The sequence below is a fragment of the Cohnella mopanensis genome (genome assembly GCF_022352055.1).
Classification (GTDB): Bacteria; Bacillota; Bacilli; order Paenibacillales; family Paenibacillaceae; genus Cohnella; species Cohnella mopanensis.
Genome location: NZ_JAKRWM010000006.1, coordinates 132,812 through 147,509 on the forward strand (window position 1 = coordinate 132,812; position 14,698 = coordinate 147,509).

18 protein-coding genes and 2 tRNA genes are annotated in these 14,698 nt (G+C 48.7%); 5 read left to right on the forward strand and 15 right to left on the reverse strand.

Translation table 11 applies throughout. The annotated features are described in order from the left end of the window. Window positions 1–111 precede the first annotated feature (111 nt). Window positions 112–693, reverse strand: coding sequence for a sigma factor-like helix-turn-helix DNA-binding protein (locus L3D05_RS11260; protein WP_239616154.1), 582 nt, complete (start codon window positions 691–693; stop codon window positions 112–114). A gap of 260 nt (window positions 694–953) precedes the next feature. Between L3D05_RS11260 and L3D05_RS11265 the strand changes: the two genes are divergently transcribed. Both L3D05_RS11265 and L3D05_RS11270 read left to right on the forward strand, forming a co-directional pair. Then, the gene (locus tag L3D05_RS11265; protein WP_239616155.1) at window positions 954–1,358 is read left to right on the forward strand and encodes a helix-turn-helix domain-containing protein; all 405 of its coding nucleotides are present in this window, start codon (window positions 954–956) and stop codon (window positions 1,356–1,358) included. Window positions 1,359–1,434: 76 nt separating this feature from the next. Then, window positions 1,435–1,995, forward strand: a complete 561-nt coding sequence (locus L3D05_RS11270) for an ImmA/IrrE family metallo-endopeptidase (RefSeq protein ID WP_239616156.1) — start codon at window positions 1,435–1,437, stop codon at window positions 1,993–1,995. A gap of 28 nt (window positions 1,996–2,023) precedes the next feature. Here L3D05_RS11270 and L3D05_RS11275 read toward each other — a convergent pair whose 3' ends face one another. The 4 genes from L3D05_RS11275 to L3D05_RS11290 form a co-directional block, all read right to left on the reverse strand. Beyond that, entirely contained in the window at window positions 2,024–2,707 is a 684-nt protein-coding gene (locus tag L3D05_RS11275; RefSeq protein WP_239616157.1) for a PsbP-related protein, read from the reverse strand. Between the two features lie 207 nt (window positions 2,708–2,914). After that, window positions 2,915–3,583 carry a PsbP-related protein gene (locus L3D05_RS11280; RefSeq protein WP_239616158.1) on the reverse strand — a complete coding sequence of 223 codons (669 nt, stop codon included), beginning with the start codon at window positions 3,581–3,583 and terminating at the stop codon, window positions 2,915–2,917. A gap of 180 nt (window positions 3,584–3,763) precedes the next feature. After that, window positions 3,764–3,839, reverse strand: a tRNA-Thr gene (locus L3D05_RS11285). 184 nt (window positions 3,840–4,023) lie between these two features. Continuing rightward, a complete protein-coding gene (locus L3D05_RS11290) occupies window positions 4,024–4,770 on the reverse strand; it encodes a polysaccharide deacetylase family protein (RefSeq protein ID WP_239616159.1) in 747 nt (248 codons plus the stop codon). A gap of 158 nt (window positions 4,771–4,928) precedes the next feature. Between L3D05_RS11290 and L3D05_RS11295 the strand changes: the two genes are divergently transcribed. Next, window positions 4,929–5,237, forward strand: a complete 309-nt coding sequence (locus L3D05_RS11295; RefSeq protein ID WP_239616160.1) for a hypothetical protein — start codon at window positions 4,929–4,931, stop codon at window positions 5,235–5,237. A gap of 59 nt (window positions 5,238–5,296) precedes the next feature. After that, window positions 5,297–5,938 (forward strand): class F sortase, encoded by a 642-nt coding sequence (locus L3D05_RS11300; RefSeq protein WP_239616161.1) that lies wholly within the window; start codon window positions 5,297–5,299, stop codon window positions 5,936–5,938. Window positions 5,939–6,083: 145 nt separating this feature from the next. Here L3D05_RS11300 and L3D05_RS11305 read toward each other — a convergent pair. After that, window positions 6,084–6,159, reverse strand: a tRNA-Thr gene (locus tag L3D05_RS11305). A 148-nt stretch (window positions 6,160–6,307) separates the two neighbouring features. On the opposite strand from L3D05_RS11305, the gene L3D05_RS11310 reads away from it, so the two are divergent. Then, window positions 6,308–6,916, forward strand: a complete 609-nt coding sequence (locus tag L3D05_RS11310) for a DUF3298 and DUF4163 domain-containing protein (RefSeq protein WP_239616162.1) — start codon at window positions 6,308–6,310, stop codon at window positions 6,914–6,916. 64 nt (window positions 6,917–6,980) lie between these two features. Here L3D05_RS11310 and L3D05_RS11315 read toward each other — a convergent pair whose 3' ends face one another. The 9 genes from L3D05_RS11315 to L3D05_RS11355 all read right to left on the reverse strand — a co-directional run bounded on the left by L3D05_RS11315 (window position 6,981) and on the right by L3D05_RS11355 (window position 14,682). Then, entirely contained in the window at window positions 6,981–7,682 is a 702-nt protein-coding gene (locus L3D05_RS11315) for an SDR family oxidoreductase (RefSeq protein WP_239616163.1), read from the reverse strand. A 28-nt stretch (window positions 7,683–7,710) separates the two neighbouring features. Continuing rightward, complete coding sequence (locus L3D05_RS11320) at window positions 7,711–8,166, reverse strand: VOC family protein (RefSeq protein WP_239616164.1); 456 nt, start codon at window positions 8,164–8,166, stop codon at window positions 7,711–7,713. 27 nt (window positions 8,167–8,193) lie between these two features. Beyond that, window positions 8,194–9,234, reverse strand: a complete 1,041-nt coding sequence (locus L3D05_RS11325; RefSeq protein ID WP_239616165.1) for a LacI family DNA-binding transcriptional regulator — start codon at window positions 9,232–9,234, stop codon at window positions 8,194–8,196. 126 nt (window positions 9,235–9,360) lie between these two features. Next, on the reverse strand, window positions 9,361–10,494 hold the full coding sequence (locus L3D05_RS11330; RefSeq protein WP_439647940.1) for a phosphodiester glycosidase family protein: 1,134 nt from the start codon (window positions 10,492–10,494) through the stop codon (window positions 9,361–9,363). Between the two features lie 88 nt (window positions 10,495–10,582). Next, window positions 10,583–11,614, reverse strand: a complete 1,032-nt coding sequence (locus L3D05_RS11335) for a glycoside hydrolase family protein (protein ID WP_239616166.1) — start codon at window positions 11,612–11,614, stop codon at window positions 10,583–10,585. 5 nt (window positions 11,615–11,619) lie between these two features. Beyond that, on the reverse strand, window positions 11,620–12,087 hold the full coding sequence (locus L3D05_RS11340) for a carbohydrate ABC transporter permease (protein ID WP_239616167.1): 468 nt from the start codon (window positions 12,085–12,087) through the stop codon (window positions 11,620–11,622). Continuing rightward, window positions 12,071–12,418 (reverse strand): ABC transporter permease family protein, encoded by a 348-nt coding sequence (locus L3D05_RS11345; RefSeq protein WP_239616168.1) that lies wholly within the window; start codon window positions 12,416–12,418, stop codon window positions 12,071–12,073. Before L3D05_RS11345 ends, L3D05_RS11340 begins: the two co-directional genes overlap by 17 nt. Beyond that, window positions 12,415–13,305, reverse strand: coding sequence for a carbohydrate ABC transporter permease (locus L3D05_RS11350; protein WP_239616169.1), 891 nt, complete (start codon window positions 13,303–13,305; stop codon window positions 12,415–12,417). The genes L3D05_RS11345 and L3D05_RS11350 overlap by 4 nt, the downstream gene beginning before the upstream one ends. 60 nt (window positions 13,306–13,365) lie before the next feature. Then, window positions 13,366–14,682, reverse strand: a complete 1,317-nt coding sequence (locus L3D05_RS11355; protein WP_239616170.1) for an ABC transporter substrate-binding protein — start codon at window positions 14,680–14,682, stop codon at window positions 13,366–13,368. Between the last annotated feature and the right edge of the window lie 16 nt (window positions 14,683–14,698).

A 14,698-nucleotide genomic window follows, 5' to 3' on the forward strand; every position in this document is an offset into this window, starting at 1 on the left:
AGAAGCCCATAGCGATCAGGTAAGTTAATCATTGCCATGTTCATCCTCCTCTCAAGCAATTTGTCCTCTCACTATTAGGTGGCAACCGTACGACAACCCTATACTACCGATTTACCCTACCAGAATAACGATGCTGTTGACGTTGTCCGCGACTTTCCGCTGGGCGCGCGTCATGTAGGTGCCTACGCTGGATTTGCTGATATTCAGCAGGGCTGCAATCTCAGAGAATGAGTAGCATTCACCATGGGCTAGCATGTAGCAGTTGCGTTCTCTCTCCGTTAATCCGCGAAGGGCGGCTTCGAGCCGAAATCGGCTCGCTTCTGTTTCCTCTTTAGAAGCCCCGGGCGCTTCCCCACTATTCGGAATCGTCGGCAGCTTGGCCGGATCCGTTAGCACTTCCCTTTGATATCCCGCGCGGCGTTCGATCCCTCTCTGGTTACCGGGTCTCCTCCCCGTCTGCAGCCATTCGATTACATAAGAGCAGCTTGCGATCATTTCGATGACCAATCGCCGATCCTTATCTATAGTAAGAATCTCATTCATATCTTCAAGAGTTCTAACCGGCTCCAGCATGCTAATTTGGACTGTCAGTTCATCCGCCTTGCGAAGCAGCGTTCTCCTTGTCTCCAAATAACTCTCTAATGTAGCTGGTCCAAGATTGGTGACACGGTAGGTTTTCGAATAAGTATTCATAGGTTCACTCCTTTTTTAGTTTTGCCAATTTGGCAAACAAATAAAATAAGAAAATCACTTAGTAAAAGCTTCATCTAAAAAAATCACGCCTACTATGCGAACGCCTGTTTGAAAATTACCATTTCGGTAATGTCCACTCATCATATATTACCAAATAGGCAAAGTCAATCGATATTTTACCAAAATGGTAAAGTTTAAGGTTTACCAAAACGGAAAACACTGGTATACTAAAACTATCCTAATAAAGAAGGTAGATTACAATGTCGTTGGGTTTGCGACTTCGGGAACGACGCGAGAAATTCGGCAAAACGCAACTAGATGCGGCCAAACACTTAGGTATAAGCAACGTTCAGCTCTCCCGATACGAATCCGATGACCGTAAGCCTGATCCCGACATGCTCAGCCGTTTCGCGGAATATTACCGCACGTCGACGGATTACTTACTCGGACGGACTGACAACGCATCCTCGGACCTCCTCGATTCCCCCGGCACGATCGAATACCCGGCCTTCGAGGAATTTATCAGCAATCCCGAACACGGGGTATTTTTCAAAGATTATTTGAATGCGCCGGAAGAACGTAAAGAGGAAATGCGCCGCTTCTGGGAGTTCATACAGGAGAAGGAAAAGGGTAGGAAACCAGGGGATCAACAGGGAAATAACTAGTAACGCGCCAAGCCCGCAAGGGCTTTTCTTTTCCCATTAAATACGAACATACATTCTCATTAAGAAGGACGGGACTATGTACCGATACTATCAAACGACGCCATTGGAACAATGGATAGATCAGTTGTGGCTTAAATCCGGAATCACGGCCCCTTCGCAGTTGAACGTTGAAGAAGTAGCCTCGCGCCTTGATGTGTGGGTACATTACTTGAAGGATACTAGCCGCGCCCTGGAGTACATGGGCATGCGTTCCATCTTGATCGATCAGCGGCAAAATCGAGACGCACAATGGGAAGACTTCCTGCATGAGCTGTGCCATGTTCTTCGGCATGCCGGGAATCAAACAACGATGCCCCGCCTATTCTGCGAAGGTCAGGAAGCCGAGGCCAATCGGTTCGTATTGTATGCGGCTATGCCCTTCTCCATGCTGAGACAGCTCAAATTTCCAGAGCGAATGGATGAAGCTTCGGACGTGATCTCCCTGCATTTCGGTGTTTCGCACGAACTTGCCCACAAGAGATTAGAGCAAATCCAACGTAGAATGTTCGCGGCTATTATATGGGAAGAAGCGTTGAAACAAGAATCGAAGCAGATGTTGCTGCAAGTCGGAAGTCATGTCAAAAACGCGGCCCTCTAGAGGACCGCGTTCCATTAGTCGATATCGTTTACTCGTACGTCCAAGACGCTGCAATCTCTCTGGCTTGATCAAAAAATTTATCAAAGCTGTTTTCTTCGGCTGTGTAGCTAACTACGTAGGCTTTTCCACTCGAGATCGTTATGCTTTGTAGCCACTTTAATTTTTTTCCACCTTCACCTTTCCCTTTGTATATCAGATTAAAGTATTCTTTTCCGTTCCCAGCTGTCGCGAACGCTTCATTCTCGAACACGTAATCCTCAATATACTGTTCCAACTGTTGCTTCGTAATCTTTGCATAATCCGCCAACGTTATATCTTGTCCGCCTAAATCCTCAATAATGAAATTTATGTTTTCACTAAATTTATCTTTGTTATTCTCTAGAGGCGCCATGAAAACGGGAATTCCAGACAAGCTTTTCACAGTCCAGTCCTCCGGATATTGGATGGTCATACCTAAAGCTTTGTCTTCGTACATTTTGAATCCCGCTGCAACTTCAGATGACGCGGATGCGCTCGCTTCTGCGGACGGCGAAGCCGATTTAGAAGCTGAAGGCGAAGCGGAAGGGGATGCAACTGCAGATGGCGAAGAGGATGCCGACGGAGACGCGTTCTTAGAATCGTCATTATCGTCCCCGCATGCGCTCAAAGCTAGAGCTAACACTCCTAAAGCAATAGACATTTTCAATATTTGTTTCGATGATTTTTTCTTCATTCTCCATATCCCCCTAATGAGCATCAATAGTTGTTATTTCCTAATTCAGCATTATTCGACAAGAATACAATATTTTCCTTATATAGTAAAGAATTTTGACATCCCCCCTCAAAAGGAAAACAGAGGATTGTATCGCTGCTGAAAGTAGGACTTTATGCAAAAAACGCGGCCCTCTAGAGGGCCGCGTTGTCGTTCAATACATGAGAATTAATAATCCCAAGATTCGGCGATCGATCCCGCTTGATCAACAAATTTATCGAAGCTGCCTTCTTCTGCCGTATAAGTAATGACATAAGCTTTGCCTTCGATGATCGCGAAGCTTTGTTGCCATTTCAAGTTGTACTCGCCTTGTTTTCCGCTATAGAGAAGGTTATACGCTTCAACGCCGTCTTCGGAGCTTGCGCCCTCATCTTCGAGTTTGAAGCCGGTGATTAGCGCGCCCAGCTGCTGTTTCGTAGCGTCTACGTAATCAGCCAACTTAACTTTTTGCCCGCCCAAATCTTGAATCAAGAAGTTAATATTTTCTTGGAACATGTCGCTGTCGTTTTCTCTAGGAGACAAGAATGCCACGATTGCTCCACCAATGTTTTCTTGGTAAGTCCAATCTTCCGGGTATTGGAAAGTTGTTCCGTAAGTACCGTCTTTGAAAGTCTTGAATCCAGCAGCAGCTTCCGTAGATGCGGAAGGGGATGCCTCGGCGGAAGCCGACGGCGATGCGGATGGTGTTTCCGATGCAGAAGCCGATGGAGAAACCGATGCGGACGGAGAAGCGTTATTCTTATCGTCTTTGGAACCTCCGCATGCACTTAGTGCTAGTGCCAACAAACCTAATGCAACAGACATTTTTAATGCTTTTCTCGATGAATTTCTCTTCATGATCCTAATCCCCTTTGTTCGGGCGTTATATAGTTAAATTATTCCAATTGGAATTTGCCCTTCGACAAGAATACAGGATTTTCCTTATATAGTAAAGCGTTTCGACAAATTTCACCATTTCTTCACAAAACAAAAATCCCCGTCTACCCGAAGGGTAGAACGAGGATCGATTGACGTAAATGGTGCCGACTAGAGGACTTGAACCCCCAACCTACTGATTACAAGTCAGTTGCTCTACCAGTTGAGCTAAGTCGGCGTATTAATGGCTCACAAGATAAGATAATACCATCATCTCGTGATGTTTGCAATACAAAATCCATATTTTTTTTAGGGAAATAACGATTTTAAAAAACAATCGAAAATAGACCGTCTCGTCCAAACAAGAACGGTCTATTTCCCCCGAAGCCTCATACAAGGTAATCCTCGCTAAATGCATACCCTCACTTTCGAACTTCCTTTGAAGCCGACGATTTAATCAATTCGGAAACGGTCACGAACCGATATCCTCTGGCACGCAATTCAGGCAGAATGATTCCGATCGCCTCTATCGTTTGCGTTTTCCCTTGAACATGGTCGTGGAATAAAACAATATCTCCGTTTCGTGCGTTTCGTATGACCTTATCTCCGATTTTCCTTGCGCCGGGTTTGCTCCAATCCCTCGTATCTTGATGCCATGACCACATGACGGGAACTAAGCCCATCCGGTTGGAAACCTGAACGATCGTATCGTCGTATAAGCCGCCCGGCGGACGAAACAACGAAGATTTTTTACCTGTTGCTTGAAATATGACTCGCTCGGTACGTTCGATTTCTTGCTGTACGAGCCCTGCCGAAGAGGGACGTTTGAAGTAAACGTGATTATATGTATGGTTTGCCACCTCATGTCCCTCTTGTACGATACGCTTAGCGATCTCGGGATATTTCATAACCCGGTTGCCGATGACGAAGAAGGTAGCTTTCGCTTCGTATTTATCGAGTAAATCCAATATTTGATTCGTCTGAACCTTGTCCGGCCCGTCATCGAACGTTAATGCGATCATCTTCTGATCGGTTTGAACTTCCCAAATCATTTCCCCTTTTTTCTCATAATAGTAACGATCCTTTTTAAAAGGCAATGCTTCCGCCTTGTTGTTCAAGAGCAGCACAGAAAGGCTTATAAAACACAGCAAATATTTCCGATTAATCATGAATCACCGTCCTTAGATGAATGCGCAATAACTGTAGGCTTTCGAAAATGCAACGATCTCATACATTGGAATTGTTTCACACTCATTTCTGCTAAGCAGAAGGACATAATGACTCAGGGGACAAACATCCCTCACTCAAATTCCAAGGAGGCTATTCCATGAAGAAGGCAGTTATCACGTTCGTATCCGCTTGTATGCTTCTCACCGCAGGCTCGGCAGCTTATGCTTCGGCGCCGGTGGCGGAGAAAAAGCACGAACACAAAGTTCACACGAAGAGCACCCACGAGAAGAAAATGAAAGCTCATGCTACAAAGAAACATAAACACCACCCAAGCAAACTTCATGCGAAAAGTATTCATTCCAAAAGCCTTCATTCGAAGAGCCTTCACTCCAAGAGCCTGAGAGCAAAAGACATCACTGAAATGCCGAAAACAGGCTTCGGCGGCGCAAGCGAAAAAACGGAATAAAGGAGTAAAGAGGGGATTATGCTCCTCCCCTCTTATTCTTCATGATGAAAAAATGGCCGTTGCTTGTTCTTACGATAACGATTCTCGTCGGAAGCACGAATTGCGGCAAGCCAAGTGTGAGACCAGATCAAAATTTATCCGAAGATCATTCAAGCACCGGTAAAAAAGTGGTTGAATCCAAGGCTCCCAGCGTCAGCCCTAAAAGCCAGCAACCTAAGAAAAAATGGGCTAGCAACGGAATTATTCCTGCAAGAATATACATTCCCGCCATTGACGTTCATGCCGAGATCGAACCCGTAAGCGTAACAAACAAAGGACAAATGGCAGTTCCGCACAGCACGGGAAAAGTTGGATATTTATCGGATGGCATTTTACCCGGAGCTATCGGAAACGCCATCATGGACGGGCATGTCGATTCGTACGTAGGTCCGGCTGTTTTCTTCAATCTGAAGAAACTCAAGAAGGGCGATTCCGTATACGTGAAGAACAATAAAGGATATTCTGTCCCATTTATCGTTGAATCCGTCGAATCCTTCCAAACTTCAGAAGCACCCATTAAAAGAATTTTCGGGCATATCGATGAGCCCCGTCTCAATCTCATCACGTGCACTGGGAAATACAGCAGAAAAAAACGGGAGCATGAAGCGAGGCTTGTCGTCTTTACGAAGCGGCTTGCGGATAAACCGATCCTTAACGGTTAATCGATAGCCATTTTTTAAGCTCATTTAACAGCCCTCTGGATCTCCAATAAGAGATCGAGGGCTTCCTTTAATTTTATGGAATTAAACACAAAAAAAAGAGCCCTCCCCGATAACCTCGGAAAGAACGCCTTAGTTGGAATATTCATGGTGCTGATGAAGGGATTCGAACCCCCGACCTACGCATTACGAATGCGTTGCTCTACCAGCTGAGCTACATCAGCAAATCCTTTATTAGGATAGGATTTTTCGAACGAAAAGTCAAGAATTTCGCGACTGGATTTTTTTGTATACTTAATCGAATGAGGCAACATTCGGCTCCTCTGCATAAGCTGGGATGACAACAGCCCATATCGGCAAAGGGAAATGAAAATGAACGGCCAAACCTTAATGCTGCCGATCCGAATCCGGACGATGACAGCTAAGAACGTTAAGATCAACGTTCCATTCGTCAACGGAGGCACGACAGCCGCGGCACAAGAGGCTATGAATAAGGCGATTGCCGCGGCGAATCAAGATCTGCTGAAGGAGCAAGGCTTTCCCAGCAAGGACATTCAGCAGATGGACGGCACTTTCGAGATCAAGAACAACCAAAGGGGCGTACTCAGCTTATCGCTTCTGAATTACTCGTTTACGGGCGGCGCCCACGGCAATACGCTGCAGAAGTCGCTCACCTTCGATGCCAATAAGGGCCGCAGCTATAAGCTAGGCCAGTTGTTTAAGCCCGGCAGCAACTACGAAGCTCGCTTGAATGCCATTATCCAAACCCAGATCAAAGCGAGACAGCTTCCATTGCTTGTTGATTACCCCGGAATCACTCCGGATCAAGATTTCTATATCGCGGACAAATCCTTGGTCGTTTACTTCCCGTTATACGCCATCGTCCCGTACGCATGGGGGTTTCCTTACTTCCCCATCTCCGTGTACGAGATCCAGGATATTATCGACGAGGACGGCCCTTTAGGCTTCATGATGTACTGATACTAAAAAAGAAGACGAGATTCAGAGGACGATTTGCCGCCCCTTGGTTCTCGCCTTCCGACTATTAGACAGGCATTGAACGACCGGTATGATCCACGAAAAACAATTCGTCTTTAATGAAGGTTTTACGCTCCAGTATATCCAATATTCCGTTCGCGCTTTCCGATGCATCGAGCGGAGCCTTGCCGCCTCCCATATCCGTGCGCATCCAACCCGGATGGACGGCCAGAACCCTGATTCCTCTCGGGTTCAACTCACAGTTGGATTGCTTGGAGAACATGTTCAGTGCCGTCTTAGAAATCGCATAAGGATAGTCTCCGCCATAGGCCAAAGCCATGCTTCCCGCCTCGGACGAAACGTTAATGACGGTCGAATTGGAATGATCCTTCAATAGTGGAGACATCGCTTTCATCACGTACATCGGACCGAAGAGATTCACTTCGAAAGTGAGTCTGACAAGGTGCATCGGAAGCGTGTCGATCTTATGTTCCCGGCCGAACAGAACTCCCGCGTTGTTAATAATTCCATCCAGCTCGACGGATTCGCTTGCCAGCTTGTCGGCGAGCGCTTCGACTTCTTCTTCCCTCGTCACGTTCATCTTCTCGATCCGTACAAGCTCGGGAAACTGGACCGCAAGTGCCAGCAGCCCTTCCGACGCATCGGATATTTCGCGGATCCCTGCCACGACCTGATGTCCTCTTCCTACTGCCAGTTTCGTTAATTGAAAACCAAGACCCCGACCCGCGCCGGTAATTAGAATATTCATTGCCTTAGAGATCTCCCCTCGTTACGAGTTATCTATCGTTCTCCAATAGCTCGACTAGTACTTTAAGCTCCTTAAAAGTATCGAGATAAGCATATCTACCGCCCGTATACTCACCCTTCTGCAGTAGCGGCATGCCCCTTGCTTCCATAACCGCAATCTTCTCTTTCATTCCTTTAATAACAAAGGCAATGTGATGAAAGCCTTCGCCGTCCCGATCAAGAGATTCGCGCCAAGTGCTAGGATGCTGGTCGGGTTCGATCAATTCAAGCTGTAAAGAACCCATGTCGAAGAAAGCAAGCTTCGCCCTCGCCTCGGACGGGTTACCCCGATATTCCGTCTGCGCAACGTCCGCAGGATCGGTCCAGAACCACTGCGGTTTCTCGATACCGAAAAAATCGGCGTACGTTTGCGATGTTTTCTCGATGTCGTTGACCAGAAGCCCAATTTGCGTAATGACGTTACTTCCCAGCACGTTTTTGTCCATTCTCGATCGTCTCCTTTATGGTTCAACTTAATTTTCCCGGCATGAATCGCGAACTATAAGCTGCATATCTACCGCAAACTTCGTAAACCCACTTGTGCGATGTTCGATATGATCGATCAAAGAATTGGTCAGCCTTTCCATCATAGCGCCGAAGTCTATTCGCAAGGTCGTCAATGCAGGTTGAAATCTGGAGCTTAAGGCATGGTCGTCGAATCCGATGATCGAGATATGTTGAGGAACTAGAATGCCATGCTCCCGCAAAGCCCGAATCGCTCCGAAGGCCACGCTGTCATTAGCCGTGATCATTGCCGTCGGAAGCGGGACACCCGTTCTCATAAACTCGTTAACGGCCTCATAACCGGATTGTTCGTTGAACCCGGCAGGTAATATCCATTTCTTCTCTACGGGTATCCCGCAATGCTTCATCGCCTTGTAATACCCGTCAAGCTTAGAAGGTCCGGAATATCTCCTCATATCCCCGCTAATCAGCCCGATCTGCCGATGCTTCAACCCCGCTAGCCACTTTACGGCTTGCATCATGCCGCTTTCGTTATCGAAGTTAGCGACGATCCGATTCGATTCCTCACACCCCGGCTTCTCTTGGTCGACAATTGCGACGGAATAGCCTTCCGAGATCAATTGCTCAATGAACGGCTCGTCGTTATTCGCACCAATGAATAACCCTCCGTCGATACGGCGCTGGTAGAAAATATCTTTGACGCCCCGTATGCTCTCCGCATCCTCAGCATTTCGAAGAATATGGGTAAGAACGTAGTACCCGCGCGAGGAAGCGTTCTCAATTATGCTCGCGATAAGCATGTTCGTTAGCATATCGCTGGAGACTTGCCCCGCTTCTATCATAAACAGGCCGATCGTCCGCGTTTTTTTGCCCGCGAGTACTTGCGCCGATGCATTCGGAACATAATGATATTGTTCAATAATCCTAAGTACCTTCTCGCGCGTCTCAGGCGGAACGTTGGAATAGTTATTGATGACCCTGCTGACGGTACTCCGCGAAACTCCGGCGAGTCTGGCAATTTCCATGGAATTGATTTCCGTCTTCTTCAAAAGCTCAGCTTCTTTCTATAAACGCGCGTTTATATTTCTATGGTAAATGATCCAAGCGAGTGCGTCAACGTGTGGCTGAAAATGATAAAGCCGAGTCGGATTTCCCATCCTTCTCGGCTATTCCGGTTACCATTTGCCCGCATCGATCTCGGACGGCTTCAAGCCAGCCCATATATTGGGCACCTCAACCGCATCCGGGTCCTCGAATACGAGAAAGCCGGTCGGCAAATATCTTTCCCCCGACGAGGAGGAAGGTTTGTTAACGATATCCCCGTTTTCCGTGACCAATACCGTCGATGAGCCCCCATCCAAATTAGCCGCAATGACGGCACCGTGCTCTAGCAAAATTTCCTGCGCATCGTACAAGGTTGCGCCAATGCTATAGCCAGGTTGGCGTCCATCTATAAGCAGGAACATGATCGTCCCGTCTTCACGCTGCGCCATTACCGTTCGAGGGGCAACTCCCCAACCTTGAGAACGGTTAGGAATAAGGCCTTTGCCATTCACGATGATCCGGGGAGAGAAGCTGACCGCTTCGGCAATCCCTAGTTCCATCAGTTCTTTGACGGAGTATTTACCCGCCAGCATCTTGCCATTCTTGTCTAATCCGACGATCTGCACGCTATTATTATCGCCCAGGCCGTTATAGAGAATTTTCCCGTTGCTAATAACGAGGCCGATCGGCTTAAATCCGTTGCCGCGCCAATTCGGGTCGGAGAATCCTCCCGCGTTCACTCCGGCGATGGCTCCCGTCCGCTTAACCATGCTGGTTACTTTTTCTCCGCGCCCTCTTTTGTTCGGAACGACTAGCCTTATCTTCTTCGGATCTTTGACCGAGAGAAGATACCCGTGGAATCCTTCGCCATCGACTTCCTCGATGGAAGTGAGCTTATCCGAATCGGATTCACCTTGGTTTAGACCGTCCTCGGGAGAATTTCCATTAATCGTATGCGTATCGCGTTCCTCGCCCATCTCTTCGAATTGATTGACGTATAGAGCGATGCGTTCCTTTAAAGCTTTCTCCCCAATAATGTATTTCGCCCATTCCCGATGCTGGGTCGTAATTAACGAGTCGGCTAACATATAGCGATACTCGTTTCCGGATGGCGTTAAGAAAAACCACCCCGAGAATAATAAGGCAAATGTAAACCCGGTCACCAGCATAATCTTGAACAATTTCCACAGCACAGGCTGTCTCTTTCGAACTTTACTATTGTTACGCGACGCCGTCGTCTTAGCTCTTGGCGGTAAAGGGGGCATTGGCGTCCACTCTCCTTATATCAAATTCATACCTACATTATACGAGGCTCGAGGCAAACTTGTTGCGAAATCGAAAAAATGCCGCGGGCTATTCGCCCCCGGCAGTCGCTAACGCTATGCATCTGAACTCGTCTTGCCCTTCGAATACTTCGACGCGCGTCGGATCTCCTTCCCGCCATGGCCGGCATGCGCAGTAAAAATGGTAAACCGCACCGTTCCAAAATACGACCGAAGATTTGTGCGCATGAATTTCATCCAATTCGCCAGCTAAGCCATGCGGCAACAACGGCTTGTCTAGCGTCACCCAATGAAGCAGGTCTTCCGAAACCGCCAACAACCCCTGCGCGTGCGCCCCATCCAATCCAAAACCGAAGTTCAACCAGCGCTCACCGTCATAACGAATGCAAGGATCGCTGTAGAATTGGCTGTAAAATGTCCCTTCTTTGTATGGCATGATCGGATTGCCGTCGTAGCGTTCCCAGTGTAGCAGGTCGGCTGAAGTTGCAATGCCGGTCTCTTCCTTCCATGGCCATACGCTAGAGCCTTTCGCATTGTAGAACATCCAATACTTGCCTTCATGCTCCAGCATGCAGCACTTATATAGCCCTTCCTTCTCCCAATCCCCGCCATTCTTATAAGTAAAGATCGGCTGTTCAAGGCGGTTCCACGTCCTTAACGACTCATCCGCCGTCCAGGCGAGCCCCATGACGGCGCCCCCCGCTTCATAACCTTCACCCGGATACGAATGATAGATCATCCAATATCGCCCATCTCGCTTGCGGAGCGTCGGCACTTCCCGAACATCGTTTGACGCCAGCAAAATCCATGAGCCCGCCGCCCCGATCCTGTCCCATCTGTCCGAGCCTTCTAGACGGGGCAGAATGACGGCTTCATGTCGCCATTCCAGCAGATTATCACTCACGGCAAGCGCCGTCTGATAACCGATACCGTCAAACCCGACATGCATCATGTAAAATCGGTCGTTGTGCCGAAAGACGAACGGACAGTCGACGCCCTGTGAATCGTAGCTCCCCGCCTTCCCAGTGCCGGCCAAGGCAGGCATCTCTCTCTTATTCGTCGCGCTCCACTTTGCAAGCAACGCTTGTTGATCCAGTTGCATTCCGATCATCCTTTCACTGCGCCAGCAGCAACGCCTTTAATGATATATTTCTGCAGCATGAGATAAATAACGAGCACGGGAATCGCGGCAAGAATCAGCGAGACGAGCGCAAGGTTCCATTGCTGGCTATACGTTCCGAAGTAACGGTACACGGTCAATTGCAAAGTCATTACATTTTCTCGCTGAAGCATAAGGAAGGATAAGATAAAATCGTTCCACACCCAGAGAACGTTTAATACCGCGGCAGTTGCGGTAACGGGCACCAGCAACGGGACGATGATGCGGAAGAACGTCTGATAGACGTTCGCCCCGTCGATTCGCGCCGCCTCTTCCAATTCGGCAGGAAGCTGGGTCATGAAACCGCGATATAGAAAGATAGTAAAGGGAGAGAACAACGCGATAATCATAAGCACGAGCCCGAACCTCGAGTTCATCAGATGCAGCTCCGAAGCCAGCTTAACGAGCGGAATCATGATTGTCTGAAAGGGCACCATCATGGACAGCGTGAAGAACATGAGCAGCCAGAAGCCGCGAGATCCGGTAAGCCGCCATCGCGCTGAACAACAATGTAAATCCAACGCCAAACAACGTTACGAGCACGGTATTCCACAGAGCGCGGGGATAGTGCATGTCCTTCCACACCTGCTTGTAATTGCCGAATTGCCAAGATTCCGGCCAGGACACGAACGAGCGAAGCATTTCCCCGTTCGTCTTGAAGGAATTCAGTAACGCGAACAAGATCGGCAGCAGGAATAACAGAGCGATAAGCACCGCCACGATTTCTCCAAACCCTCTACGGATCATGCACTCACCTCCTTGCTCCGCATAACTCGGAATTGAACCAACATGACGATAACGATGAACAAGCAGAAAATAATCGAACGGGCCGTGCCCGAGCCGTACGAATTGGCCGTAAACGCTTCGCGATAAATGTTGATCGCCAAGCTTTGGCTGGAATTGGCGGGGCCTCCGCCGGTCAACGCCAGGATAAGATCGAACACCTTGAAGGAATTCGTCGTCGTCAGGAACACGTTGGAGATGATCGCGGGCATGAGCAGCGGAAGCGTCATTTTCCAGAAACGCGTCCAGCTTCCCGCTCCGTCCACATGCATCGCCTCTTTCAATTCGCCCGGAATGCCTTGAAGCCCGGCCAAATAGATGACCATGGCAAGTCCAACGCTGGACCATAAGGAAACGCCGGCGATCGGATACAGGATGCGGTCCGGATTTCCTAGAAAGCTATAAGTAAGAAAACCCCACCCTAGCTTCGTTCCCATCTCGTAGAGTACGGAGGAGAAGAAAAATTTCCATAGAAAGCCGACCACGATCAAGGAAATGACGTTCGGCGAGAAAAAGACGACCCGGAGGGCGTATTTCGATTTCAACTTTGAATCGACCAACAGCGCGAGGAGCACGCCGAAGACGTTAACTAGCACGATGTTTAACACGGAAAATTTCAAAGTAAACAGGAACGAATCCCGGAAATCCCTGCTGTGCATGAACATATCCGCGTAATTACGGAAGCCGACCCAATGAAACGTAGACTGCAGGCCGTCCCAATCTGTGAAGGAGTACATCAAGGAACCGCCGAGAGGCACGACGAAAAAGCAAACGTACAAAATACAAATCGGCCCTATGAAAGACAGCGTGATTCCGAGCTTTCTTAATTTGGAAGAAGCGCCGGATGACATTCAAAACCACTCCTAGAAGAGTAGAAGGACACTGCGAGGTGTCCTTCCGTCTCTATTCCTTTATTTTTTCGCCCAAGAGGCCGCGATTTCCGTCATGACTTCATCCGCCGTTTTCTTCTTGAAGAAGTAACCTTGCATAATGGCCTCCGCTTCAACTCTAGTGGAGCCGTTCATCAGCACCTGCGACCACGGAACGACTTTCTGAGCGTTCACGTAAGACAGAATATCATCGGCTATCGGATTGCTGGATACGGTTACGCCTTCGATGGCCGGGATTTGTTTCATGTTCTCGTTGGCGATTGCGTTCCCTTCCTTGGTCGTGAGCCATTCGAATAGCTTCTTAGCCGCGTCCTGATGCGCCGATTTAGTGGTAATCGCATAGGAAACGTTGACGTTGACGCCCATTTTAGCTTCTTCTGGGTTATCGCTATAGGGAATAGCGCCGAAGCCGAGATTCACGTCCGGATGAATGTCCGTGATGCTGGAGTAAGCCCAGTAACCCTGCTGGAGCATCGCTACTTTACCTTGCGCCAGAAGCGACAGGCTCGCGTTGTAGTTGTTCGAAGCCGCTTGCGGATTTGTGTTGCCGTATATCGCGTCTAACGTCTTGAAGCCTTGTTTCAGGCGATCGGATTGAATTGGTTGCCCGGATTTCGCGCTTTCGGCGAGCGCTTTGACGTCATCCGTCGTTCCCGCGATCGTCGTGAACAGCGTATGGGCAAGCGTCCAGCCGTCCGCTACGGCTAACCCGAAAGGCGAGATTTTCTTGGCTTTAAGCTTATCGATCGCGGCGAGCAATTCGGTCTGCGTCTTAGGGAAAGATTCGATGCCCGCTTCCTTGAACAAATCCTTGTTGTAGTAAATACCCATTCCGGAAATATCGAGCGGGATCCCGTAGATTTTACCGTCCGGCGTCGTCATCTGGGAACGGATTTGCTCCGAATAATTACCGATATAAGAATCACTCGCGAGATCGAGGATATGCCCGGCTTGGCCAAGCTCCAGCAGATCCCCGTATTCGCCCATGACGATATCCGGCATGTCGTTGGAAGCGATCTTCGTCTTAAGCACCGTGTAGTAGTCCTGGTCGTTGACTAGCAAGTCGACCGTAATGTTCGGGTTCTGCTCGGTAAACTTCTTGAACGTTTCTTCGAGCGCTTGGCGCTTGTCCATATTGAACAAGAAAGCCGTGAGCGTTACGGGTTCTCCCGCACCGGAACTTGCGCTTGGCGAAGCGTTCTCGCTTGCCGGCGTGGAAGCGGGGGGCTCGGATGATGGCGAAGCGTTATTGCCGCCGTTATTGCCGCAACCAGCCAGCACCATAGATAAGCTTATCAAGAGCGTTGATGATAGGGTTAGCAGATTGTTTTTGCGCAAAATAATGACCCCTCTC